The sequence below is a fragment of the Campylobacter anatolicus genome (assembly GCF_018145655.1).
Classification (GTDB): Bacteria; Campylobacterota; Campylobacteria; order Campylobacterales; family Campylobacteraceae; genus Campylobacter_A; species Campylobacter_A anatolicus.
Genome location: NZ_JAGSSY010000002.1, coordinates 379622 through 403603, shown reverse-complemented (window position 1 = coordinate 403603; position 23982 = coordinate 379622). Strand labels below are relative to the sequence as shown.

Below are 23982 nucleotides of genomic sequence, written 5' to 3'. Positions count from 1 at the left end.
TTATCCAATATTTTTAATCTCATCTATAAACATACCTTGTAAATTTGTTATACCAAGTTTTATAAGTCTATCTTTTTGCTCTTCACTCTCAACACCAATCGCGATAAGCTTAATCTCTTTTGAGCTCATAATAATCTCAAGCGACTGCCTTGTTTGGACACTGCTCTCATCGCTAAAAAAGTCAATGATATTTGCTGCTTGTATTTTAACATAATCTGGATTAAGTTCTTTTAATTTCTCTATACTTTTTGCATCAATACTAAAATGATCAAAACCAAAACCAAAACCAAATTCTTTAAGTTTTTTAGTCAGTTTAATAACACTTTGCATACTAATATCATCTTTATTTGGAATTTCTATATAGTTTTTAAATTTAGAATTTGCTGCGATCTTTTTAAGGGCTGATTCAAGTTTATAAAAGCTATCGTCTGAGTTTAAGATCTCTTTGCCTAAATTTATTGCTAAAGATGTTTGTGGGAGAATTTTATTTGGTAAAATTTGAGCTATTCTATTTAGTATATGCAAATCAAGCGTAGCACTAAGCTCAAGTTCATTTACCATCGGCATAAAATATGATGCCATCTGCCACTTACCATTTTTGTCGACAAGACGTAAATAAAGCTCAAAATGCTCAAAATTTTCACTACCAAATACTACCTTTTGAGCTGCAAATTTAAACATATCATTTTGCATAGATTTAGCGATTAAGTCACGATATTTCTCTTTGCCAATTATCAGTGCATTTGTATCATCCTTAAAAATTTTATACTCAAAGCTTCCTATCAAACGAGCTGAAGCCAAAGTAACGTCAGCAGTTGTAAGGAGCGTCTTTAGATCGCTTTGCGGAGTATATGCAACGACGGCTGAATTTTGTGAATGTTCGTTATCATTTATATCAAAATTTTTATAAATTTCTTTTATATTTTCTGTTATATCTTGGACTAAATTTATAGTACTATCTACGTTTGTGCTAGGTATCAAAATTGCAAAATCATTATCGTTTAATCTTGATACAACGGCACTATGTCTACTTTCACTTACACAATCATTTAGTTTTTGAGCAATCTTTATAATCAGCTCTTGCCACTTTTCAAAGCCTAAAGTTCTCTTTAAATTTACAAGCCCCTTAAAGCTTATAAGCACTAAAACACCACTTGAATACTCCTCACTTGCATGATACTCACTAAATTTAGTCTGAAAATATCGTCTATTATAAACACCGCTTATGCTATCTTTATAAAGCAACTCTTGGTATTTATCAAGTGTTTGTGCCTCTCGCTCAAATATATCCTTAACCTTTGCAACCATAGAGTTCATAGCAAGCACCATCTGCTTAAGATCAGTTGTAAATGGAATTTTTTCTTGGATTAAAAATTTATTATCAAGTATCGCTTCAGCTTGTTTTTGTACATTGTTTAACGGTCTAAATATAATCTTTAATCCAAAATATGTTACCACAAGAGCAATCATCATCATCACAACTAAAAACTCAGATATATATTTCATATTAGAATAAAGACCAATATATGCAAGTCCTGTATTGCTTTGAACGTAAAGCGTACCAAATTTAGCCCAGCCAGTCATTATCTCGCTACTCTCAACTGGTGCTGTAAATTTAGCAAATTTTAAAAACCACTCAGGAACACCATCGACAACAATCTCCTGTGAGCTCTCCACTAAGGTTTTGCCATCGACATCGTCAAGTTTTATCAGGCTATAATACCCACTATCAAACATCGAATTTATCATCGTTTCAGCCATAGAAAGATCATCTGGATCAAGCACTGGTTTAAGAGAAAGCCCTAATGAATTTGCCGTATGTCGTGCATTTATGCTAAGCTGATCGTTTATATAATTATTTAAACTCTTAAAATTTAAATACCCAACTGCAACAAATATCATAAAACAAAAAGCCATCACGGCCAACATAATCTGTTTAAATAGTGTCATTAGTCCTCTTTTTCCATTTTATCCATCAGCTCTATCCACTTTGGATTTTGTTTTTTATTGCCACCCGGCACAGCTTGCCCGAGCCCCTCTTGCTTCGCTAAAAATAGTGAATCACCATTAAAACTATATACGGGAAGAAGATCTGTTCTTTGTGTTGCGATCTTTATTTTGCCATTTATATTATCTAAAATTAGTGGTATTGATTTTGGCGTATCATAATAAGAAAGCACCATATGAGCCTGATTGTATTTAATGGCTTTTACATATGTAAAATACAATTTACTAGTTGGGACACCAAGTTGTTTAAGTGTAAAATATTTCGCTATGACATAATCTTCGCAGTCTCCTGCACCTTTTCCTAGAAATTCCATTCTCGTTGCCCAGTAGTCCTTTTGCCTCCAAACTTCCATATCAGAAGCCCATCTAAGGGAGTTAAAAAAATCATTTACCTTTACAAGCTTATCTTGTTCGGTTGCACTTGAAAGTGATGCCATAAGGGCATTTAAGGCAACAACTCTTCGTCTAGCACTATCACCATAAATTCGCTCCATTTTTTTAATAGTAGCATTTTTTATAAAATCAGCAATAGAATTTAATGAAAACAAAAGAGTGCCAACTATTAGCACTCTTATTAGTTTTTTTATCATTTATTACTTTAGATCATTTTGTATGCTACAAGCACCTTGAATATATCTTTTTGCAAATCCTGGCTCAAAGCTATCTGAGATCATACCCATATTATCAAGTATTCTATATTTTGCATAAAGTAAAGTTGTCTCTGTATTTATAATCTCTTTTAAGGCCGTATTATACTCAGTCTCTGCATCAAGTAGGTTTATAAGATCGCGACGACCTATTCTAAACTCATCTTGATAAGAATCAAGTGTAGCTTTTGCATATTCAACGTGTTGATTTAGATAAGCCATTTTTTCTTGTGAATATGTGTAGTTCTGCCAAGAAAATTTAAGTGCCTCCGTAAGCCCTCTAACTAAATTATCCATAGTATGTTGCTCTTGTTGAAGTGCTAGTTGGCTCTTTTCTTTATCTAGCTTATCGCTTCCTTTATTATAAAGGTTATAATTTACTCTTACCAATGCATCAAAAGTATCTTCTTTATAATGATTATACAATACATCGGTGCCATCATGAGTTCCAGATACCACTAGATCAACTTTCGGTAAAAATGGTGCATTTTTCTCTTTTATCACTGATTCAGCCATAGCGATATTTGATCTTTGAACTAGCAAAGATGGATTACAAAGCATTGATTTATCGTATACTACTTGTTCTGTTGCTGGAAGTGGTATATTAAAGTCTGGCATTACTAAATTTTCAGCAGCTACTGGCTTTCCATATAACTTTTGAAATGTAGATATCGCATCATCGTAGTTATTTTTAGCAGCTATGTAGTTTGATTGAGCCAGTGTAAATCTCGATCCAGCTTGACGCTCTTCAGATGCTACCCCATATCCTGATTGGGCTCTTTCTTTGATCTGATTATAAATTCCTTGGTGATTTTTAACATTTAGTTCTTCAATCTCTAAAATTTTCTTAGTCTTTATTACTTCAATATAAGCATTTACAGTATCAAGAGCAAGTCTATCAGCCTTTTGAGCTACACTATAAGCAGCTGAGTCCAAACGAGCACTTTGGGAATTAATTCTATTCTTATCAGCTCCGCCATTATATAAATTTTCTACTAAAGTTAGGCTACCGTTCATAACTTCACCGTCACCTATTCTGCTCTTTTCGTTTTTATTTTCTCTACGTCTTTTTTTCTCGTATCCATATGATACAGACGCATCAAGTGTAGGATAGTAAGCATTTTTAGCTATTTTTAGATCTTTGCCAACTTGTAAATATGCAAACTCGGTTGCTTTTAAGTCTGGATTTTCAGCCAATATAGTTTTAACTACTTGATTTAGTGTCAAAGTGCCATTTTGAATAGGATCTACTGTTTGAGTGTTTGATGCTGCCATCTCAGTAGTAGTCTCTGTTTGTGCTTTAGTATCTACACTCTCGCTACTAAAAGCCATTGATGGAGTACCTTCTTTTTCCTTCATATATGCGTCAGAATGTCCATTCATTCTCTTAAAGTCAGCCAAAATACTGTTTGCTTCAGCTTGGCTCATAGCAGTTGTATCAACGTATAAAATTCTCTGACCACTATTTGTAGTATACAAACCAGAGCTTAGTCTAGAATCTCCGGCAATCTTATCTTTGATCTTATCAGCAATCCTTTTTATGCCGACTTCATTGCCACTCTTACTAAAAGTACCCAAAAATATCCTATATGATACATCTTGAGCAGACAAAACAGTAGCTGCAACCAAAGCACTCATTGCAATCATTTTTTTCATACATAGCTTCCTTTAATTATAAAATTTTGTTTCATTTGGATTATATATAACACTTGTTTAATTTTTTATTAATTTGTAATGCATATATAAAAAAATTTACAATATTTTTACAATGTTTTTGAAAATCTTCTTAAATTCTCTGGTATTTTTTTAAGATACGCATCAAAACACATCGCTATATTTCTTATTATTAATGTTCCCGTTTCATTTACATTTATCCTATCTGCAGTAATTTTAACAAACTCACTTAACTCACTAAGCTCAGCTAAATCATTCTTAAAATATTCACTAAATTTAATACTAAATTCAGTTTCAATAGCCTTTATATCTACAGCAAAGTTACTCATCAAGCTCATTATCACACTCTTTCTTATAAGGTCATCATCACTTAGATAAATCCCTTTAAAATATGGTAACCGGCCAGCATCTATCGCAGCCTCATACTCATCAAGCTCTTTGAAATTTTGTGCATAATGCCTCTTGCCCTCACCGATACTCGTTACTCCTATGCCTATTAAATCCGCTCCACCTTTAGTAGTATAGCCTTGAAAATTTCTATGCAAAGTACCATTTTCTAACGCTACAAATAGCTCATCATCAGGCTTTGCAAAATGATCCATACCTATCATTTTATAGCCATTTTGTGTTAAAAACTCGGCTGTATATTTTAAAATTTCTAACTTAATCTGCGGACTTGGCAGAGTCGTCTCGTCAAATTTACGCATTGACTTTTTAATCCACGGTACATGTGCGTAGTTAAATACCGCAAAGCGATCAGGACTAAGCGTAAGTGCTAAATCTAAGGTGCGTTTAAAGCTATCAAGGCTCTGATATGGCAGTCCGTAGATAAGATCCATATTTATAGAGCTTATACCCTTTTTGTGTGCTAAATTTACCGCATTTTGCGTGACTTCGTATGGTTGGATACGATGAATTTCTTTTTGCACTCTCTCGTCAAAATCCTGCACACCGTAACTTATGCGATTAAAGCCATGAGAAGTTAGCACATCAAGCTGAGCTTCATTTAAAAAGCGTGGGTCTATCTCGCAACTAACTTCAGCTTCTGGTAAAAAATTTGGGAATTTTGCCTTTATTAAATTTATAATCCGATCTAGTTGCTCAGCACTATAAAATGTCGGAGTCCCGCCACCAAAGTGCATCTGAAGCACTGGTGAAGAAGTATCAAGATGGTGGGATAAAATTTCAAGCTCACGTTCAATATATCCTATATAACGCTCTTTTTTATCCTCTTTACTCGTATATATCACGTTACACCCACAGAAATAACAGGCACTTCTGCAAAACGGTAGATGCAAATATAGCGAAAGTGGTCTGGCTTTATCACGATTTTTAAGCTCGTTTATATAATCATCATAGCAAAATTTATCACTAAACTCAGGTGCGGTTGGATAGCTTGTGTAACGAGGTCCTGGACGTGAATACTTCACATATGCTGCAAAATCAATCATCTGTTCTACTCCTTGCCATATTTATCATCGCTTCGATATTTACAAACAAATTTGGATGCTCCTTCTTTATGTTTTTTACAAGTTTTTCAATGTCAATACTAAAATTTCTATCACTCTTTTCAGTGGCCATTTTGCGTATCTCATCCATCGCAACAACCCAAACATCACTAAAATCAACCGGTACGTTTTGATATATCGTCTTTTCAAGTTTTAGATCAAAGTTCTCTTTTTGCAACTCTTTAAACTTATCTAAAAGTTCAGAAAGCGACTTTATAGAGACCATCGTGTGTAAATTTTGTTTATCATCTATAGCAAACCACGGCTCCACACCATCCCACGAGCCACTTTTCAGGCTTAGCGTGTGTTCGTTTGGATTTTTAGTCGGCACTATCTCAAATATCGTTCGTTCACTATCTTTAATACCTAAATTTGAGCTTATTTCATCTATCTTATCATATACGTTTTTATCTTCACTCATTTTTTATCCAAATTTAAAAATTTATAAATTTCTCTGCCTATCTAGCCAGACCATTATGCCCTTTTGTGCGTGTAGGCGGTTCTCAGCTTCGGCAAAAATTTCATCCGCATGTGCTTCAAACACCGCTTCACTCACCTCATATCCACGATAAGCTGGTAAACAGTGCAAAAATATCGCATTTTTATCTGCCAAAGCCATTATACTCTCATCAACGATAAACCCATCAAAGTCTTTTATACGTTGTTCTTTTTCACTCTCTTGTCCCATTGATACCCAAGTGTCGGTAGTAACGACATCTGCATTACGCACAGCATCTTTTATATCATTGCTGACATAAATTTTAGCCCCTGAAAGCTCTGCATTTTTATAGGCTTGTTTTAAAATTTCACTATTTACTTCATATCCTTTTGGTGTGGCTACTCTTAGCTCAAAGCCAAGCTTTGAGGCCAACATCAGCCACGAATGAGCCATATTATTACCATCACCTACATAAGCTACAACCTGCCCTGAGCCAAACTCTTTCATAGTAAGAATATCAGCCATAAGCTGCACTGGATGGTAAAGGTCGCTTAGTCCGTTTATAACAGGCACTGAACTAAATTTAGCAAACTCAGTAAGCGTATCGTGTGAATTTACTCGCATCATCACCATATCAACCATTTTATCAAGCACTCTAGCGGTATCTCTTATTGGCTCTCCACGTCCCATTTGTATGTCATTTTTTGATAAAAATAGTGCGTTACCTCCAAGCTGGTTCATCCCGACCTCAAAGCTCACACGCGTTCTTGTAGAACTCTTTTCAAATATCATAGCTAAGTTTTGTCCTTTTAGATATGGTACAAACTCACGGCGTTTTGTCTGCTCCTTTATCTCTTTTGCAAGGACTAAAATCTCTAAAATTTCATCTTTACTAAAATCATTTAACGTTAGAAAATGTCTCATTATCTACCTTTTATATCTATATCGCAGAGCAAATCCACTTATCGCAGCGTAATCGCCGAAGTATCTTTTTGCCCTATAAAAAGGCTTTTACACGCTCTCATATTGCTCTCCTTAAAATTTCAGCTGCTTCCTTAGCATGATAGGTTATCATCATATCCGCTCCGGCACGTTTTATCCCAAGCAACGTCTCCATCATCACACGCTCATAATCAATCACTCCAGCATTAGCCCCAGCTTTTAGCAAGGCATATTCACCGCTTACATTATACGCACATATCGGCAAAAGCGTTGAGTTTCTTAACTCACGGATTATATCAAGATAGGCAAGTGCTGGTTTTACCATTAGCAAGTCAGCAGACTGAGCTTCATCTTGCAAACTTTCATTTATCGCCTCCAAGCGATTTGCACTATCCATCTGATAGCTTCTGCGATCGCCAAAACTAGGAGCAGATTCTGCCACATCACGAAAAGGTCCGTAATATGCTGAAGCAAATTTAGTAGAGTAAGCCATAATTGGCAAATTCTCATATCCATTTTCATCTAAAGCTTCACGCAAAGTAGTAATAATGCCATCCATCATACCGCTTGGTGCTATCATATCGGCACCATTTCTTGCGTGAATGATCGCTTGTTTGGCTGAAATTTCTAGCGTTGCATCATTATCTACTGTATTATGGACGTGATCTAGTATACCACAGTGTCCATGATCTGTGTATTCACAAAAGCAAAGATCTGTTATAACTACCAAATTTGGAAACTTATCTTTTATCACACGAAGTGAAGTTGCGATTATACCATCATCGCTTAGAGCATCAGAGCCGATACTATCTTTTAAATTTGGTATACCAAATAAAATAATCGCCTTTATCCCAAGGCTCACAACGACTTCGCACTCTTTTAAAATCTCATCCAAGCTCATCTGAAAAACACCAGGCATTGAGCCTATCTCTTTTTTCACACCACGGCCTTCAACTACAAAAAGTGGGTAGATAAAGTCGTTTGGACTTAAATTTGTCTCACGCACAAGCTCTCTAATATTTGGATTTATCCTAAGCCTTCTAAATCTTTTAAACATATATTTGCCTTTTTCTGTTAAAATATTCCGTTTTAGTTAGTGTAACACAATCGGAGTAAATTTAAGATGAATATTGAAATTTCAAATGAAGCAAACTTGCCATCACGCTTTGGTGGTTTTAAAGTTAAGGCTTTTAAAGAGGGCATTAAGGAACATTTGGCGATATACAAAGAGCCATTTGATGAAATTTTAAACGTACGTATCCACTCAGAGTGTCTGACTGGGGATGCCATAGGTAGCCTAAAATGCGACTGCCGTGACCAGCTAGAGGCTAGTTTGAAATACATTGAAAAACACGGCGGTATGGTAATATACTTACGTCAAGAGGGACGAAATATCGGACTTTTAAACAAGATAAACGCTTACGCACTGCAAGATAAAGGACTTGACACTATTGAGGCAAATCACCAGCTAGGCTTTAAGACTGATGAACGCACTTATGAGATAGTTGATTTTATCTTAAAACATTTTGGCATAAAACGTATAAATTTACTTACGAATAATCCGCTAAAACTTATGGGGCTAACCTGTGTTGAGATCGTAAAACGTGTACCTATCATCATAAAACCAAATAAATATAACGAGAATTACTTGCGTGTAAAAAAAGAGCAGATGGGGCATAAGCTTTGATGGTTTTACCGAGTAATTTTAATGCAAAAGTGGCTAAATTTAGTGAGATTTTAACTAAATTTAACCGTATTCATAGCTTGACAAACTATAAATTTATAGACGAGCAAGTCACCGATAGTATCGCACCGATAGAAATTTTTGAGCTAAATTTAGAGCAAAATACACCTAAAATCGCCATCGATGTTGGCAGTGGTGCTGGGTTTCCAGCGGTATTTTTGGCAATGATTTTAGAAGATTGCGAGTGGCATCTGTTTGAACCAAATGCTAAAAAATCATCATTTCTTAGCCTTATCAAGGTTGAATTGGGACTGATAAATTTAAAAGTGCATAGTCAAAAGATAGAGCAGTGTGATAAATTTAGAGCCGATCTTATAACATCAAGAGCATTAATGAAAATGCCACAGTTTATAAAAATTTGCAGTGGTTTTTATGATAAACAGACTAAATTTTTACTCTATAAAGGTAGTAGCGTAGCAGATGAGCTTAGTGGATATAATGCAAAAATTTACAATAATAAAAATAGAAATTACATTTTAATGGATAATATATTATGATAACTAAAATTTTAGTCGCAACCATCGTACTTTTCATCATCTATATAGTATTTTTCAAGGCAAAAAAACAAGTCGATGAGAGAGTGGAAAATTTCGTTGAGTGCGGTAAATGTGGCACTTTTGTTGATATAAAAGAGAGTATTTTGCGAAACGGAAAATACATCTGCAAAGACTGTGAAAAGGAGAATTAATGCAACTTATCGGGCATGAGCTAGTAGCATATGAGCCACTTTTTGTAGTGAGTAGCGAGAGCCAGATAATGGCTGGACGAGTAAATTTATTTGATTTTGATAAAAATATGATAGCTTATGCAAATGAGCTAAATACCGAATTTGCAGTGTATTGTAGCGATGTTAGCCAAGCAATAATCGCAAATGCAGCAGGAGCAAAGCTAATCATCGCAAATGAGCTAGAAAAAGCTAAAAAATTCGCCGAATTCGCTCAGTTTTATCTGTTTGATAGCAAGATAGCTTATGTTATAAACGATGAAGTAGAACTTGAAACTCTAGCTCAAAACGGTGTAGACGTAGCGATATTTAAAAAAGGGATAGACAATGGAGATATTTAAAACCTGTTTTTTGATGGTTGGCATGATGATGCTTTTTATGTTTGTCGGTAGCCTAGTTGGCGGTCAGCAGGGTATGATAATGGCATTTTTAATAGCAGCTGGCATGAATATATTTTCATACTTTTTCAGCGATAAACTCGTGCTAAAACGATACAATGCAATTGAAGTTGACGAGGCTAATGCTAGTGGACTTTATACTATCGTGCGTAGACTAAGCAAAAGGGCAAACATACCTATGCCACGTGTTTATATCATACCAGAGTCTGCACCAAATGCATTTGCAACTGGTCGCAACCCTAGCAATGCCGCAATCGCCATAACAGAAGGGCTTTTAAATTTATTAAATGAAAATGAGATAGAAGGTGTTCTAGCTCACGAACTTTGCCACGTAAAACACTACGACATCCTAACAGGTACGATAGCTGCGGTAATGGCAGGTGCAATAGCGATGCTTGCAAACTTTGCTAAATTTGGTGCAGTTGCCAATCAAAACTCACAAAATAATAAAAACAACGGTGTAATAATGCTCTTAGTTGCTATAATAATGCCAATTGCTGCCACAATAATCCAAATGGCAATCTCACGCGAACGCGAATACAAGGCAGACAAAGGTGCAGCCTTGTTAACCGGGCATCCTGAGTGGCTCGCAAACGCTTTGCGTAAACTTGAAAGCTACTCACAAAATCGCATAATAGCAAACGCTACTCCACAAAGTGCACATATGTTTATTATCAATCCATTTGGTTCTATCAAAAATACACTCTCATCTTTATTTCGTACGCATCCGCTAACAAGCGATCGCATAGCTGAGCTTAAGAAAATAGAGCAACATCTAAGAGAATAAAAATTAGTGGAGAATATACAACCCTCCACTAGTTTAAATTTAAATTCTAAAATTTATAAAATTGACATTAATTTAAGCTAAAAAATTTATTGATTATCGCTTATTTATGCAGTCAAGTTTGTTTATTTGGTAGTTAAAAAGAAGCCTACCATCTTGCGTATAAAACACCTGATCCATCGTAATGTTATTATCCAGCATAGCCATCGCTTCACTATCTTGACAAATTTGAGCCAGATTCATCTTGCGTGTTTCGTCGGCATATTTTTTAAGCTCTTGTGTATTAAATTTACTCACCCAAGTCTTTTTCGTGTCATTTACTGCGTAACGATACAAAAGGTTATCGCCTATGTTTAAAAGATCGTTTAATACGAGATTTGAGTTACGCCGCAAAGGTATAGCTTTTTTATAAAATTTTGCATATTTAGCTGCCATTTCATAGGAGCTTGCTCCAAAAATGAACGAGCTAAAAAGCAAAGTAAAAACAACTACTCGCAACTACTTTTATCCATCTTTATATCAAAAAGGTGTCTGCCATCTAAATGATAGCTACCAAACAAAACTATGCCACGATTTAGCAAGGCAATAGATACACTCTCTTTACAAAGAAATTTCTTGCCATTGCTCTTAAATTCGCTCTTTAATGCCTCAAGTTGTTTGCTATTAAATTTAGAAATTTGTCTAGTCTTAATATCATTTAGACTAAAAATTGCATTTATATTTAAGCCATTAGCGTCAAGTGAGCTTATGGTGGTTATCTCATCTATCCTGCGTGGTAAATTTAAACTTGCAATACCCTCTATAAACTGCGGTATCTGCTTGGTTTTTAACTCAGATAAAATTTGCTCATAAAATGCCCTCTCAGTTGTAGCTTTTTTATCAAAGCTATCCGCGTTTGCAAGGGCTAAAAAAGCCGTTAAGATTAATAAAATTTTTCTAATTAAAATCACAATTTTATACCCACACTCGCTTTATAAACGGTGAAAGCTTCGTGACAACATCATAATTTATAGTACCAAAAAACTCTGCCCAAACATTTGCATCATCAAACACGCAGATCCACTCACCAGCATCTATGCTACTAAAACTATCCATAGACATCTTGCCAAGCAGTATATTACCATTAGCTAAATGCAGCTCCCCAACGCCGTTATAACGCAAAAGTCCATCGCCATACCCAAGATCATAAGTGGCGATATTCATATCATTTATAGCTGTAAATTTTGCACCATATCCTACGCTTTGACCACATTTTAACACACGTCCACTCACTTTATTTGCCCACAAACTAAGCACTGGACGTAAATTTAAACTATCATCAAACTGAGCATATCCGTGCTGAGCGATACCAACACGCACCATATCATCACTGTTTTCACTAAATCGCTCCAAGCCAGCTGAGTTATGCGAGTGAAATATAGGTCGTGTCAATCCAAATTTATCACAAAGACTTAAAATTTGCTCCTTTGCCACCTTGAAATTCTCTCTTTGTACAAAATAATCAGCATTTAGCTCATCACTTGCACGAAAGTGCGTATAAGCCCCTTCAAGCTTTAATTTTTTAGCCAACAAAAGCTTAAAAACTAAGTTTAGTTCACTTAAATTTAGTCCATTTCGATGCATATTTGTATCTATACAAAGGTGTATACGCGAACCATTCTTTATCCGCTCTAAGCCCCGTATATCATTTATAGCGTAGATGAACTTATCCGTTTCGTTTCCATTTGCAATATGAGAAAGTATCAATATATTTTTAAAAAAAGGCTCTATCTCATTGGCTTCAAACTCATTTTTAACCGCAACAAATTTTATCCCAAACTCACTAGCCTCTTCTGCGATAAGCCTAGCTCCGTGCCCATAAGCATTATCTTTTAGCACCAATATAACTCGATCTTTGCCATTAGCTTTAGTGCAAATTTGAGTTAAATTGTGTCTATAAGCAGTGCGATTTAGTCGTATCTCAGACATTGAAATTCACATCGTAAGCGGCATAAACATCTGGTAAAAGCTTTCGCACATTGTAATCATAGGCATAAAATTTAGCATAAATCTCTTTTAAATTTGTGCTACTCACTGCATTAAAGTCAAAAACATCTGTATTGTTTATCTTTGGGACTTGCCTATCAAGCTCTGCAAAAAACTCGCTCCTTGCTTTAAAAATTTGCTCCAACTTGGCTGCTACTTGTTCTGCTTTGTCATTATTATTTTGCATATTTACTCCTCGATAAATATCTTCATCTCATCGCCATAAAGCTTGATATAAAGGGTTTTTTGGCCCTGAAATTTATGTGTTGATGAAGTATAGTCTTCATAAAAGCTCACACGAAACAGTTTATCATTTTTAGAATTTGGGTATGGCGTGATGATAAAATTTGAAAATCTTATCTCTTTGCTCTCATTTCGTGAAAATATCATCTTTTTCATCGCTTTAAAATTTGCCAAACTCATACCATCATAACGAGCAAAGTCCTTATCATAAAATTTCAAATACTCATCTATATTGCTATCAGTCCAGCTTTTTTTCCATTTAAAAAGTCCAGAGATGATAGTAGCGATCTCGTTTGAGTCAGTGATTGGTAATGTTTTTTCATATATTAAAGCAAGGCTTTTTTTGTAATCTATAAGCTTATCATACTGCATAAGTATATCATTTTCCATAGCTACACAACCTTTAGTTTTAAGCTCATCTGTGCGACTTCCGTCAAGTGGATAGCCGTGTATCCATATGCCACCGCCATTGCGATGAGCTAACTTGTCAAGTAAATTTGGATAAGAAAGTGAGAATGCAAGAGGTCCGAGATATCGGTCACTTGGGGTAAATCTACGTGTTAGCTCATAAACTCCAATTGGCGTTTTTAGATCGCCCTCAGCTAGTTTATCACCACTTTTACCAACTATGACATTACTAGCAAAAATTTTATTTAAAACACCATTTTTATAAGATATGACTTTTAAATTTTTAGCCGTTTTATCAACGATAGTGAGTAAAATTTCATTGTCGTAATAGCCATATTTTACATCTGTATCTTTTAGTTTATTAACCCAATAATCTTTACTTAAAATATTTTTTTCAATTGCATTTATAACAGCTTTGGCTCCATTTTTAAGATAAATTTCTTCGTAATCTTTAGCATTAGCAAATATGATCAAAATAAATAAAAGCACTATCTTTCTCAAAACAAAATCCTAAAAAATCATAAATTTAAAGCGTAATTATAGCCTAAAAAATTACATTTTTTTATAATTTAAACTAAATTTTATGCTTTATAATTGTATAATTTGAAAATTATTATTAAAAATTTCATCAAAAGGAGATACTTTGAAAAAAATTATTATGTCTGCGATCATCGCAACTTTCGGCATTTCGGCTCTTATGGCATCTGATATTAGTATAGATAATGTCCGTGCAAGAACAACAAAACCTGGCTCTAACAATAGTGCGATATTTATGGATATAAAAAATAAATCAAATAAAGATATAAAGCTACTCCAAGCACGCTCAAGCGTATGTGCCAACACAGAGATACATACCCACAAAATGGAAAATGGTATGATGTCGATGATGCAGATTGATAACATAAATATTGCAAAAAATAGCGAAACCAAACTTGCTCCTGGCGGACTTCATATAATGCTTATAAATTTAAACAGACCACTAAATGATGGCGACAAAGTCGATGTTGAACTTGAGTTTGATAATGGCGAGAAGATAAAGCTTGATGATGTTAAAGTAACACCAAATTTTAAATGAAAAAAATACTGATCTTAATTATATCTTTGATTTTTATTAGTGGCATATTCGCAACTTGGTATGTTATCAAAAGTAGCAAAAGTGAAGATTCTCTTGAGTTTGCAAATTTTAGCACTACACTTGAGCCACTTAGCTGCGATATGAACATTCAGCCTTGCGAAGTGAGCTTTGGGACGAATAAATTTATATTTGAGCTTGAGCCAAGACCGATATATCCTATGAAACCTATAAATTTAAAGATAAGCGGTGCAGTAAAATTAAATTTAAAAGAACCTAGCCTTGATATATATGGGCTTAATATGAATATGGGCGTAATAAAGGCGAAGCTTGAGCCACGTGGCGATGATTTGGTCGCAAATATCGTGCTTAGTGCATGTGTGATAAATGTCATGAGATATAGATTTGATGTATTAAGCGATGGTAAAAAAACTGGTCTATATATAGATTTTGATCTAAAAATTTAGGATACCTTATGAAGTATGTTTTTGCATTTTTAGTTTGTTTTTTTATAAGTAGTGGTGCTTTATTTTTAGTTTTAAAGTCTGATAAATATGACTTTATTGCTGAATCTGTAAATGGCGAAGTAAGTCTTAAAAGTTTTAATGGCAAATATAAAATTTTATACTTTGGTTATCTCTTTTGCCCCGATGTTTGCCCTAGCACACTTGCATTTATAGGCGATGTCTTAAACGAGATAAAACGCGATGACTTTGAGCTTGTATTTATCACATTAGATCCAGAACGAGATACACCAGAAAATCTAACGCTAATGGTACAAAATTTTTATAAAAATGCGATCGGACTAAGGCTAAAAAATCTAGATAAAGTTGCCAAGAACTATGGTGTAAAATACCAAAAAATTAATCTTAAAAACTCAGCTATGCTCTACTCTATTGCACATAGCTCATCGATATATCTCTTTGATAAAGATAGCAAATTTTTTACTGAAGTTTCAAATTTAACACCACAAAACATAAGGGAAAATATAAAAAATTTAATAAATAATCGTCCATAAAAATAAACTATAAGGAAAAATTATGAAATTATTAAAGATGGTATTATTAATCGCAATAGTTGCAAACATTAGTTTAGCTGAAGTTAGCGAGATCGCAGTAAAACCTCAAGAGTTATCAAACTACAAACAAATCGTAGATGTCCGTACACCAAAAGAGTGGGCTGAAACTGGCGTTATAGATGGAGCAAAGTTAGTAACTCTAAGTGAAAACAAAGATGAGTTTATAGCAAAATTAAAAGAGGTTGGGGTAAATATAAATGAGCCAGTAGCCTTTATCTGTAGAAGTGGAAAAAGAAGTGCCAAAGCTGCAAATCTTATAGATAATGGTAATACAAAATATATAAATTTAAAAGGTGGTATGAGTCAACTTATAAAAGATGGCTATCAAACAAAGCCTTATAGCGAGAAATAAGTTAATTTCTGGTGGTTTATCTATCAAATTTAAAAAATAGTAGCCAAAATTTTAGCCGCAATGTTAAACGATTGTTTAATAAATAAAATTTAACTTAAAAGTATAAGCACATTAGCAATAAATTTTTACTTAAATTTATAATTTATATGTCAATTATGGTCGATATCTTCGGCTTTTAGATCATCGTTTGTTAAAATTTCACTTATCCTGCCTTCTGCTTCTAGTCTTACACGATCTGCATCACAATTCTCTTGATAGCTATAAACCATCACTACGCCAGCCACACTATCTATCGTTTCTATATTTTTAAACACTCTTATTTCATCGTCAATATTTTCAGCCGTTACAACATACATTGTCGTCTTGTACCGCGATGATCTCGCACTTATTCATTAGCTCTAAATTTTTTAAAATTTCATCAATTTTTTGACTATCTTTTACATAAACTATCAAACTTGAGATATTCGTCTTACTCTCCAAAATAGTATCGTTTTTTCATACGCACTTGTTATAAGTTCGTTTTCATTTATAAAAATTATACTATTTATCATTTATCGTTATCTGTAAAACCGCTTTTGAAATCAAAGTCATTTTATGCTTAAAATCAAAGTGAGTTAAAAACTATGCTTTTCACTTTGATTTCTAACCCAAAATTAACCACCTTTTAAAACCACTTAACGTCTTAAACCCATCAGATTTTTATAAATTTTATCCTTTGGTTTTAACGCTTTAATGCCACTATCTAAAAGCGGTGGATTAATCTTTGGCATAGGCTCTCCTTTTTTACGGACATTTTTTTAAAAAATATTTTCTATCCGCTAAATTATCCGGAAAAAATCTTGTAATAAACTTAAACATATTGTAATAACCTGAAATATATTAAAACATAGATATTGTAACAAAATATCATTTTTACGAAGTTTGTTAAACGTTTTGAAATGTAATGAAATAAGTTTAAATATTAAAAATGGTGGAAGTGAGGGGGATTGAACCCCTGTCCAAAAACAAAACAATCACAGCCTCTACATACTTAGCAAAAGTGAAAGCTTCATCTAGCTACGCTCACCTTCCAAAACGACTAGCCAGACTAAGACAAATATTCAGTCCTCGCATTGTCAAAACGCAGACCTACACTATCTAGAGTTACTCGCAGGCTTTTTAGATAGTATCAAAAGTGCAAGGCTCAACTGAACTTACGCGACTTTAGCGTAAGCAGGAGCAAATTTAACGTTATTTGCGTTTAAATTTAAGTTTGAGCTTTTAACGCTTTGCTCAAAGCGGTATGCAACCATGACAACTCTGCTCCTGTCGAAGCCAAGTCACTCCCATAAAAAGGCAGATATTATAGTATTTTTTAAAATTTTAATCAAGTTCAGTCGGTATATCGATAATTTTAGGGTTTAAAACGCTAAAATGTTCAGCATCATTTTCTATATCTTGCTTATATTTTTCAAATTGATCGCTTGCAAGTAAAAGCCAATCTATAAATTTATCATTTGCAGGACCATCTAACTCTCTAGCCTCTGAGCAGACCTTCTCAGCCAATGTTGTGAGCTTCATAATTGGATCAATATGCATAAATCCTGCAGCGGATTTGATGTTATGAAAAATCCTAAAAAGCTCATTGATATTTTCTTTATACCTATTTTCACGACTTAAGCTTATAATCAAAGGTTCCATTAGATCGCACATCAAAGCATAATGCGACAAAAAATCATCAACTATATCATAAGAATAATCAATCTCTAATCTTTTTAATATTCCCATAAATCACATCCTTAAATAATTTTATAATTGTATCAAAAATTTGGTAAAATTATAACGATTTTATAAAATTTAAGGAAAAATAAATGCAAATTAGAGGCAAAAAGCTAAGTGTAACAGATATAAAAAATAAAAAATTTAGTGAACCAATAGTAATGATAACCGCCTACGATGCGTTATTTGCACGACTTTTTGAAGGTATTGCTGACATTATTTTGGTGGGTGATAGTCTAAATATGAGCTTTAATGCTCAAAAAGACACACTAAGTATCTCAATGCGTGATATGCTTTATCACACAAAAGCTGTTAGCAAAGGAGCGGAAAATACTTTTATCATTGCTGATATGCCATTTGGTAGCTACTTTGATGAAAAAACCGCACTTAAAAATGCTATCAAATTTTATAAAAAAGCGGGAGCTGACGCTGTTAAACTAGAAGGTGGCATTAAGACTGCACCAATAGTAAAGCGTTTAGTCGATGAAGGTATAAATGTGATGCCTCACATCGGACTTATGCCTCAAAGTGTGCGATTTGACGGCGGATATAAGATAAAAGGACGCAATGAATCTGATGCAAAAAGACTAATATCTGAGGCTAAGGCCCATGAAGCGGCTGGAGCATTTGCGATAGTGATTGAAGGTGTTATTAGTAGTGTTGCTGAGGAGGTCGCAAAAAGCGTAAAAGTGCCAGTCATAGGCATAGGAAGTGGTGCAAATATAGATGGTCAAGTGCTTGTTTGGTCTGATATGCTCGGCTTTTTTGATGAGTTTAAGCCAAAATTTGTAAAACGTTATATTGATGGGGCAAATTTAGTCAAAGCGGCGGTGAGCGAATACGCAAATGAAGTCAGAACCAGAAAATTCCCAAGCAAGGAGTTTGAATATAAAGCGTAAATGGCTATTTTTAAATTTAAAAATGTATAATTAAATCTAAAAATTTAATGAGTGATAAATGGATAGAATAGTTGAGATAGAAAAAGTAAGCTTTGAGAGCGAATTTGAAACATCATTGCGTCCGAGCAACTTTGATGATTACATCGGACAGGAGAAGATCAAGCAAAATTTAAATGTCTTTATAAAAGCGGCTAAAAAACGTGGCGAGTGTCTTGATCATGTGCTATTTTACGGTCCTCCAGGGCTTGGTAAAACAACACTTGCTCACATCATCGCAAACGAAATGGGCGTAAACATAAAGATGACCGCCGCTCCTATGATAGAAAAGAGTGGCGACCTAGCTGCCGTGCTTACAAATTTGCAAGAGGGCGATGTGCTCTTTATAGATGAGATTCATCGCTTAAGCTCGGCTATTGAAGAGGTTCTTTACCCCGCGATGGAGGATTTTCGTCTTGATATCATCATAGGTAGCGGTCCAGCAGCTCAGACTATAAAAATAGATCTACCTAAATTTACTCTAATTGGTGCTACGACACGGGCTGGTATGATCTCAGCACCGCTTCGTGATCGCTTTGGTATGGATTTTCGTTTACAATTTTATAGCCATGCAGAGCTTACAAGAATCGTGCAAATAGCGTCTTTAAAGCTTGGTAAAGAGTGCGAAAAACTAGCCGCTCATGAGATAGCACGCCGCTCACGAGCCACACCGCGTATCGCTTTAAGACTGCTTAAACGCATTCGTGATTTTGCCGAAGTAAATGATGAGTTTATCATTACACAAAATCGTGCAAAAGACGCTTTGGACGCACTTGGAGTAAACGAAATAGGCTTTGATGAGATGGATATAAAATACCTTGAAATTTTACTAGAAGCCAGGCGTCGTCCATTAGGCCTTAGCACTATAGCAGCAGCACTTAGCGAAGACGAGGGCACGATAGAAGATGTCATAGAGCCATATCTAATCGCAAATGGCTACATCGAGCGAACGGCGAAGGGACGGATCGCAAGTGCGAAGTGTTTTGAGACTTTTCATATAAATTTGCACTCTAACAAAGGGTTGTTTGATGAGTAATATGATAAAGTTAAACCATTTTAAAAATTTTAAATTTAACAAAGCAAATAAATCGCCACGTTAAATTTTCGCTTTTATTTTTGATATAATTGCAAATACAAAAAAGGAGATAGATGAATAACTCAAAAATTTTTATAGCGTTTTTTGCATTTTTCGCACTTGCACTTTTGCTCTATCTGTTTAAGCCATTTTTATTAAACATATTCATAGCAGCACTCCTTGCGGTTGCTACATCAAATATAAATATAAAATTTTTACAGCTCACAAAAGGACGCAAAAGCCTATCAGCGGCACTTACAACAGCGGTACTTTTTGCACTGTTTATCGCACCGTTTTTATATACTATTATTGAGCTTACTGGATATGCTTCGACGTTTAACATAGCTCATATTACAAATATGATCGAATATATCAAAAATTACGACTTTGGGCTACCATCGAGCATTGAGTTTTTAGAGCCAAAGTTTAAAGAATTTATCACTACTATAGATATAAAATCAATCAGTGCAAATATATTTACAAACCTTGCAAATATAGGCAAACTTAGTGCTAAATTTATAACTGATGTCACCTTTATCTTGGTATTTTACTTTTTTGCGATACTATACGGAAATGAGCTTGTTGCATATCTAAAAAGTGCTCTCCCGATGAGAAACGATGAGAGCACAATGATACTAAGCGAGGTCGCAAATGTAATGAGCGTCGTGCTTTACTCTATCATCATAAATGCAATATTACAAGGAATTTTGTTTGCTTTTATTACGACTCTGTATGGATATAATGGCATTTTAACAGGCGTTTTATATGCATTTTGTTCGCTCATACCCGTCGTTGGTGGCATACTAGCTTGGGGTCCTATTAGTCTTTATGAATTTACTATTGGAAACACGAGTGTATCCATCGTGATCGCACTTTATACCATTATCGTTATATCAGTGATAGCTGACACATTTTTAAAGCCACTTGTTATTAAATTTATAAATGATAAACTAGTGAAAATCCCAACTAAAATCAATGAACTTTTGATATTTTTTGCAATGATTGCTGGTATGACAACGTTTGGCGTATGGGGTTTGGTGCTTGGTCCAGCAATAGTTACATTTTTCCTATCAACAATAAAACTTTATGTGCTTTTAAAAGAGCATGAGATAGTCTAAAAAGGGAAATTTATGATATATAAAGATAAATTTATAAGAGTTGAACGCGAAGATAACGAGCTTCCATGGGTTAAAATTTTTGCACAAAATAACTTTCGTGAGTTAAGTGATTGTGATGAAACCACACGCACAAGGCTATTTGAAGCGATGATGATAGCGGAGCAAACTATGATTAAGTTTTATGCTCCAACAAAGATAAATATCGCTAGTTTTGGCAACTATGTGCCACAAGTGCATATCCACGTTATCGCTCGTTTTGAAAACGACAGCTTTTTCCCTGAGAGTGTTTGGGGTAAAAAACAGCGAGAAAACGAACTAAACCTGCCAAATTTTGATGAATTTGCAAAAATTTTAAGCTCAAGTTTAAGGACAAAATTTGAGTAAAAAAAGCCTTATAATTACGTTCATATCGGTTCTATTTGCTATTGTTTGCTTTTGGCTTTATCTGTTTTATAGTGCATATAAAACAGAGCAAAATAGCTTTGCAATAAAGCTATTTTTTGATAATCAAATAAAACAATTACATAAAAGCGTAGAAGATGCCAAACTCTCATCAATGGCGATCGCTGTTTTACTAGGGCAAAATAACACGATACATATGTGTTTTTTAAATGATAACCGCGATGGGTGCTTAAAAAATATAAAAGAGCTTATAAAAACACTCAGTGCGGTCTCGATGTATAATGACATAAAAATTCATCTACATACAAACGATCTAAAAAGCTACGTCAGAAGCTGGGATACACAACGCTATGGAGATACTTTAGTCTCTTTTCGTCATCTTTTAAATGAAGCAAAAAATAGCAAAAAGCCAGTCTCTGGAATAGAAGCTGGTGTAGCTGGAGTATTTATCCGTGCAGTCTCAAATGTAACCTATAATAATCAAAATATCGGTAGCATCGAAGTATTGTTAAATTTTGAAAATATTGGCAAATTTTATAAAGAACAAGGCGTAGATCTATATGTTTTGATAGATAAAGTAAAATCAAAAGCCACAAAAGACGAGACAAATAGTAAAATTTTAGATGATTTTTATATAGAAAATCTAAGCAGTGCAAACTTAAATTCCTTAGAAATTTTACGCGATATTGAATTTAATAAGGTAAATTTTTATGAATACAAAACGCATTTTTTCAGTATCGTGCCACTTATAGATGCAAGTGGACAAAAGATAGGCTATTATGTCTTACATATAAATACTGATGCAAAAGAGCGTAATATCTCACAAAACTATCAACCACTTGATGGATTATTTTGAGTTTTAAATTTATAAGAAAATATACTTCCAACGTTTACTTCGCTCTTGACATCGTAGATTATGTCATATTTATGGCAGATTTCAGAGACGATATTTAGCCCCAAACCAAAGCCACCTTGCACTTCATCCTCACGCTCATAACGCTTCCAAATTCGTTTGATGTCTTTTATGCCATTGCCAAAATCCTGTACGCTAAAGACTACAAAATCACCATCGCGATATAAATTTATAAGTATTTTGCTATCAGCTGGACTGTATTTAATAGCGTTTGTTATTGTGTTATCGATTATGCGTTGAGCAGCTAGTTTACTGATAAAAACCGTATCATGGTTAGTTACATATAGCATAAGTTGAGTGTGCTTAGCACCTGCCACGCTTTGTAAAAATCCCACTCTCTCACTTAGATAACTGCCTAAATCAAGCCACTCTTTTGGAAATTTTATATATCCACGTTTTATAAAATACTCTACGTCCTCATAGGTTATTTGCATCTGCTTTAGAGCATTTTTGATGCGACTTGTGTATTTATTATCCACACCAAGCATCTCTAAATTTATCCCAGCCACACCAAGCGGTGTTTTTAGCTCATGCATGGCGTCATTAAAGAAGTTATTCATATACTTTTGTATATCCTTATATGGCTTAACACTTCCAAGATATGAAACATAAAGTATGAAAAATACAGCTAAAAGCACGAGTGTAAGCATCAAAGCAGCGATAAATATCATCTTTTTATGCCCCTGCTCTTGTGCGACAATGATGTAATATGGATGCTTATCTTTAAAAAAGAAACTTTTATAATACAAATAACCATCTTCCTCAAGCATAACAAATTTTAAACTCTCTGGCACCTTTTCTAAATTTGAAACGATCGGCATCAAATTAGTATCGATTATCGCATACCTATATATCATTGAATTTGGCAGTGTTGCATTATTCAAAAATAGCTGTTTGATTTGCGATTCAAATTTAATGAGTGCAAAGAGGTTTTTATAGCTCTCATCTTTTTTACTTAAATTTATTATCGTTAAGCTTTGAAAAACAAACAAAGCCATAATCACAATAGTAGATATTATCGGAATCTTAAAGCTTTTTTGCATCTATTTTGTAGCCGATCCGCCTTTTTGAGATAATAAAATCATTTGAAGTTTTTTGACGAATTTTTAGAACATGCATACGAATATCAGCTGAATCTATCTCTTTGTCTCTCCATACTTGATCTCTTATATCTTCCATACTAACATAGCGATTTAGATGCATTATCAAGCATTCAACTAGCTCAAGCTCTTTCGCACTAAGTCCAACATCCATGCCATCTTTTTGTAAAATTTTACTAGCGGTATTAAACTCAAAACCGCCACCTAAAATGATGATATTTTTATCATCAAGGCTATAATATTTTCTCATAAGCTCACCAACACGGAGTTTAAGCTCGGCTAATTCAAATGGCTTTTTTAGGTATTCGTTACAACCAAGCTCATATCCTATTGCCATATCATTGACATCTATAAGCGAAGTCATTATCATTATCGGTGTATCTAAACCTAAATTTTTGATGTATTTTATCACTTCAAATCCACTTAAATATGGCACCTTGACATCAAGTATAAAAAGATGGTAAAAATTTGCTACTATCTTATCGCAAGCTACCTGTCCATCATTGACCGTATCTACGTCATAACCAAGCCCTTGCAGATATTCGCATACGCTCTCACAAAATTGAACGTCATCTTCTAAAAGTAAAATTTTCAAATATTCCCCTCTTAAATTTATATGAAATGTAATTTTAAGGA

31 protein-coding genes and 1 other RNA gene are annotated in these 23982 nt (G+C 34.3%); 14 read left to right on the top strand and 18 right to left on the bottom strand.

What is annotated here, in order from left to right; translation table 11 throughout:
* From KDE13_RS05085 to hemB, 7 genes are all read right to left on the bottom strand, one after another.
* Positions 1-1950: a bifunctional diguanylate cyclase/phosphodiesterase gene (locus tag KDE13_RS05085; RefSeq protein ID WP_212143019.1), complete on the bottom strand. Its 1950-nt coding sequence runs from the start codon at positions 1948-1950 to the stop codon at positions 1-3.
* Positions 1950-2597, bottom strand: coding sequence for a transglutaminase-like cysteine peptidase (locus KDE13_RS05080; protein WP_212140918.1), 648 nt, complete (start codon positions 2595-2597; stop codon positions 1950-1952). Before KDE13_RS05080 ends, KDE13_RS05085 begins: the two co-directional genes overlap by 1 nt.
* Positions 2598-2600: 3 nt before the next feature.
* On the bottom strand, positions 2601-4310 hold the full coding sequence (locus KDE13_RS05075) for a TolC family outer membrane protein (protein ID WP_212140917.1): 1710 nt from the start codon (positions 4308-4310) through the stop codon (positions 2601-2603).
* A gap of 107 nt (positions 4311-4417) precedes the next feature.
* On the bottom strand, positions 4418-5779 hold the full coding sequence (gene hemN / locus KDE13_RS05070; RefSeq protein ID WP_212143018.1) for an oxygen-independent coproporphyrinogen III oxidase: 1362 nt from the start codon (positions 5777-5779) through the stop codon (positions 4418-4420).
* Positions 5772-6257, bottom strand: coding sequence for a DUF2603 domain-containing protein (locus KDE13_RS05065; RefSeq protein ID WP_212140915.1), 486 nt, complete (start codon positions 6255-6257; stop codon positions 5772-5774). The genes hemN and KDE13_RS05065 overlap by 8 nt, the downstream gene beginning before the upstream one ends.
* Before the next feature lie 21 nt (positions 6258-6278).
* Complete coding sequence (gene argF / locus KDE13_RS05060; protein WP_212143017.1) at positions 6279-7199, bottom strand: ornithine carbamoyltransferase; 921 nt, start codon at positions 7197-7199, stop codon at positions 6279-6281.
* A gap of 97 nt (positions 7200-7296) precedes the next feature.
* Positions 7297-8274, bottom strand: a complete 978-nt coding sequence (gene hemB, locus KDE13_RS05055) for a porphobilinogen synthase (protein WP_212140913.1) — start codon at positions 8272-8274, stop codon at positions 7297-7299.
* Between the two features lie 66 nt (positions 8275-8340).
* Between hemB and ribA the strand changes: the two genes are divergently transcribed.
* Genes ribA through htpX form a run of 5 tightly spaced genes read left to right on the top strand, consistent with a single transcriptional unit; the run spans position 8341 to position 10870 of the window.
* Positions 8341-8904, top strand: coding sequence for a GTP cyclohydrolase II (gene ribA / locus KDE13_RS05050; protein ID WP_212143016.1), 564 nt, complete (start codon positions 8341-8343; stop codon positions 8902-8904).
* Positions 8904-9458 (top strand): 16S rRNA (guanine(527)-N(7))-methyltransferase RsmG, encoded by a 555-nt coding sequence (gene rsmG, locus KDE13_RS05045; protein WP_212143015.1) that lies wholly within the window; start codon positions 8904-8906, stop codon positions 9456-9458. Before ribA ends, rsmG begins: the two co-directional genes overlap by 1 nt.
* Positions 9455-9649: a polysaccharide deacetylase family protein gene (locus tag KDE13_RS05040; protein ID WP_229203848.1), complete on the top strand. Its 195-nt coding sequence runs from the start codon at positions 9455-9457 to the stop codon at positions 9647-9649. Before rsmG ends, KDE13_RS05040 begins: the two co-directional genes overlap by 4 nt.
* The gene (locus KDE13_RS05035) at positions 9649-10026 is read left to right on the top strand and encodes a hypothetical protein (protein ID WP_212142424.1); all 378 of its coding nucleotides are present in this window, start codon (positions 9649-9651) and stop codon (positions 10024-10026) included. The genes KDE13_RS05040 and KDE13_RS05035 overlap by 1 nt, the downstream gene beginning before the upstream one ends.
* A complete protein-coding gene (htpX, locus tag KDE13_RS05030; RefSeq protein ID WP_212140909.1) occupies positions 10013-10870 on the top strand; it encodes a zinc metalloprotease HtpX in 858 nt (285 codons plus the stop codon). Before KDE13_RS05035 ends, htpX begins: the two co-directional genes overlap by 14 nt.
* A gap of 93 nt (positions 10871-10963) precedes the next feature.
* Here the strand turns inward: htpX and KDE13_RS05025 are convergent, their stop codons facing one another.
* The 5 genes from KDE13_RS05025 to pgp2 are packed head-to-tail and all read right to left on the bottom strand — an operon-like array spanning position 10964 to position 14044.
* Positions 10964-11302: a hypothetical protein gene (locus KDE13_RS05025; protein WP_212143014.1), complete on the bottom strand. Its 339-nt coding sequence runs from the start codon at positions 11300-11302 to the stop codon at positions 10964-10966.
* A gap of 53 nt (positions 11303-11355) precedes the next feature.
* A complete protein-coding gene (locus tag KDE13_RS05020) occupies positions 11356-11817 on the bottom strand; it encodes a hypothetical protein (protein WP_212143013.1) in 462 nt (153 codons plus the stop codon).
* A 4-nt stretch (positions 11818-11821) separates the two neighbouring features.
* Positions 11822-12835, bottom strand: a complete 1014-nt coding sequence (locus KDE13_RS05015) for an alanine racemase (protein WP_212142426.1) — start codon at positions 12833-12835, stop codon at positions 11822-11824.
* A complete protein-coding gene (gene cmeU / locus KDE13_RS05010; RefSeq protein ID WP_212142427.1) occupies positions 12828-13079 on the bottom strand; it encodes a CmeU family protein in 252 nt (83 codons plus the stop codon). Before cmeU ends, KDE13_RS05015 begins: the two co-directional genes overlap by 8 nt.
* 2 nt (positions 13080-13081) lie before the next feature.
* Positions 13082-14044: a cell shape-determining L,D-carboxypeptidase Pgp2 gene (gene pgp2 / locus KDE13_RS05005; protein WP_212140905.1), complete on the bottom strand. Its 963-nt coding sequence runs from the start codon at positions 14042-14044 to the stop codon at positions 13082-13084.
* A gap of 142 nt (positions 14045-14186) precedes the next feature.
* Between pgp2 and KDE13_RS05000 the strand changes: the two genes are divergently transcribed.
* From KDE13_RS05000 to KDE13_RS04985, 4 genes are read left to right on the top strand one after another with little or no spacing between them, the layout of a single operon-like run.
* On the top strand, positions 14187-14618 hold the full coding sequence (locus tag KDE13_RS05000; RefSeq protein ID WP_212143012.1) for a copper chaperone PCu(A)C: 432 nt from the start codon (positions 14187-14189) through the stop codon (positions 14616-14618).
* Positions 14615-15082, top strand: a complete 468-nt coding sequence (locus KDE13_RS04995; protein ID WP_212143011.1) for a hypothetical protein — start codon at positions 14615-14617, stop codon at positions 15080-15082. Before KDE13_RS05000 ends, KDE13_RS04995 begins: the two co-directional genes overlap by 4 nt.
* Before the next feature lie 8 nt (positions 15083-15090).
* Entirely contained in the window at positions 15091-15633 is a 543-nt protein-coding gene (locus tag KDE13_RS04990; protein WP_212143010.1) for an SCO family protein, read from the top strand.
* Between the two features lie 22 nt (positions 15634-15655).
* Positions 15656-16045 carry a rhodanese-like domain-containing protein gene (locus KDE13_RS04985; protein ID WP_229203846.1) on the top strand — a complete coding sequence of 130 codons (390 nt, stop codon included), beginning with the start codon at positions 15656-15658 and terminating at the stop codon, positions 16043-16045.
* Between the two features lie 149 nt (positions 16046-16194).
* On the opposite strand, the gene KDE13_RS09560 is transcribed toward KDE13_RS04985, so the two are convergent.
* From KDE13_RS09560 to KDE13_RS04970, 4 genes are all read right to left on the bottom strand, one after another.
* Entirely contained in the window at positions 16195-16401 is a 207-nt protein-coding gene (locus KDE13_RS09560; protein WP_229204125.1) for a hypothetical protein, read from the bottom strand.
* Positions 16382-16525, bottom strand: a complete 144-nt coding sequence (locus tag KDE13_RS09555) for a hypothetical protein (RefSeq protein ID WP_229203844.1) — start codon at positions 16523-16525, stop codon at positions 16382-16384. Before KDE13_RS09555 ends, KDE13_RS09560 begins: the two co-directional genes overlap by 20 nt.
* 488 nt (positions 16526-17013) lie before the next feature.
* Positions 17014-17372, bottom strand: a transfer-messenger RNA (tmRNA) gene (ssrA, locus tag KDE13_RS04975).
* A gap of 35 nt (positions 17373-17407) precedes the next feature.
* Positions 17408-17812 carry an Hpt domain-containing protein gene (locus KDE13_RS04970; protein WP_212143009.1) on the bottom strand — a complete coding sequence of 135 codons (405 nt, stop codon included), beginning with the start codon at positions 17810-17812 and terminating at the stop codon, positions 17408-17410.
* 83 nt (positions 17813-17895) lie between these two features.
* Between KDE13_RS04970 and panB the strand changes: the two genes are divergently transcribed.
* The 5 genes from panB to KDE13_RS04945 all read left to right on the top strand — a co-directional run bounded on the left by panB (position 17896) and on the right by KDE13_RS04945 (position 22189).
* Positions 17896-18702 (top strand): 3-methyl-2-oxobutanoate hydroxymethyltransferase, encoded by an 807-nt coding sequence (gene panB, locus KDE13_RS04965; protein ID WP_212143008.1) that lies wholly within the window; start codon positions 17896-17898, stop codon positions 18700-18702.
* Positions 18703-18760: 58 nt separating this feature from the next.
* Positions 18761-19774: a Holliday junction branch migration DNA helicase RuvB gene (gene ruvB, locus KDE13_RS04960; RefSeq protein WP_212140899.1), complete on the top strand. Its 1014-nt coding sequence runs from the start codon at positions 18761-18763 to the stop codon at positions 19772-19774.
* A gap of 113 nt (positions 19775-19887) precedes the next feature.
* Complete coding sequence (locus KDE13_RS04955) at positions 19888-20931, top strand: AI-2E family transporter (RefSeq protein WP_212140898.1); 1044 nt, start codon at positions 19888-19890, stop codon at positions 20929-20931.
* A 12-nt stretch (positions 20932-20943) separates the two neighbouring features.
* Complete coding sequence (locus tag KDE13_RS04950) at positions 20944-21315, top strand: HIT family protein (protein WP_212140897.1); 372 nt, start codon at positions 20944-20946, stop codon at positions 21313-21315.
* Complete coding sequence (locus KDE13_RS04945) at positions 21308-22189, top strand: cache domain-containing protein (protein ID WP_212143007.1); 882 nt, start codon at positions 21308-21310, stop codon at positions 22187-22189. Before KDE13_RS04950 ends, KDE13_RS04945 begins: the two co-directional genes overlap by 8 nt.
* Here the strand turns inward: KDE13_RS04945 and KDE13_RS04940 are convergent.
* A complete protein-coding gene (locus KDE13_RS04940; protein ID WP_212140895.1) occupies positions 22165-23289 on the bottom strand; it encodes a sensor histidine kinase in 1125 nt (374 codons plus the stop codon). The two genes, KDE13_RS04945 and KDE13_RS04940, sit on opposite strands and share 25 nt — an antisense overlap.
* Complete coding sequence (locus KDE13_RS04935; protein ID WP_212143006.1) at positions 23273-23941, bottom strand: response regulator transcription factor; 669 nt, start codon at positions 23939-23941, stop codon at positions 23273-23275. The genes KDE13_RS04940 and KDE13_RS04935 overlap by 17 nt, the downstream gene beginning before the upstream one ends.
* Positions 23942-23982: the final 41 nt, after the last annotated feature.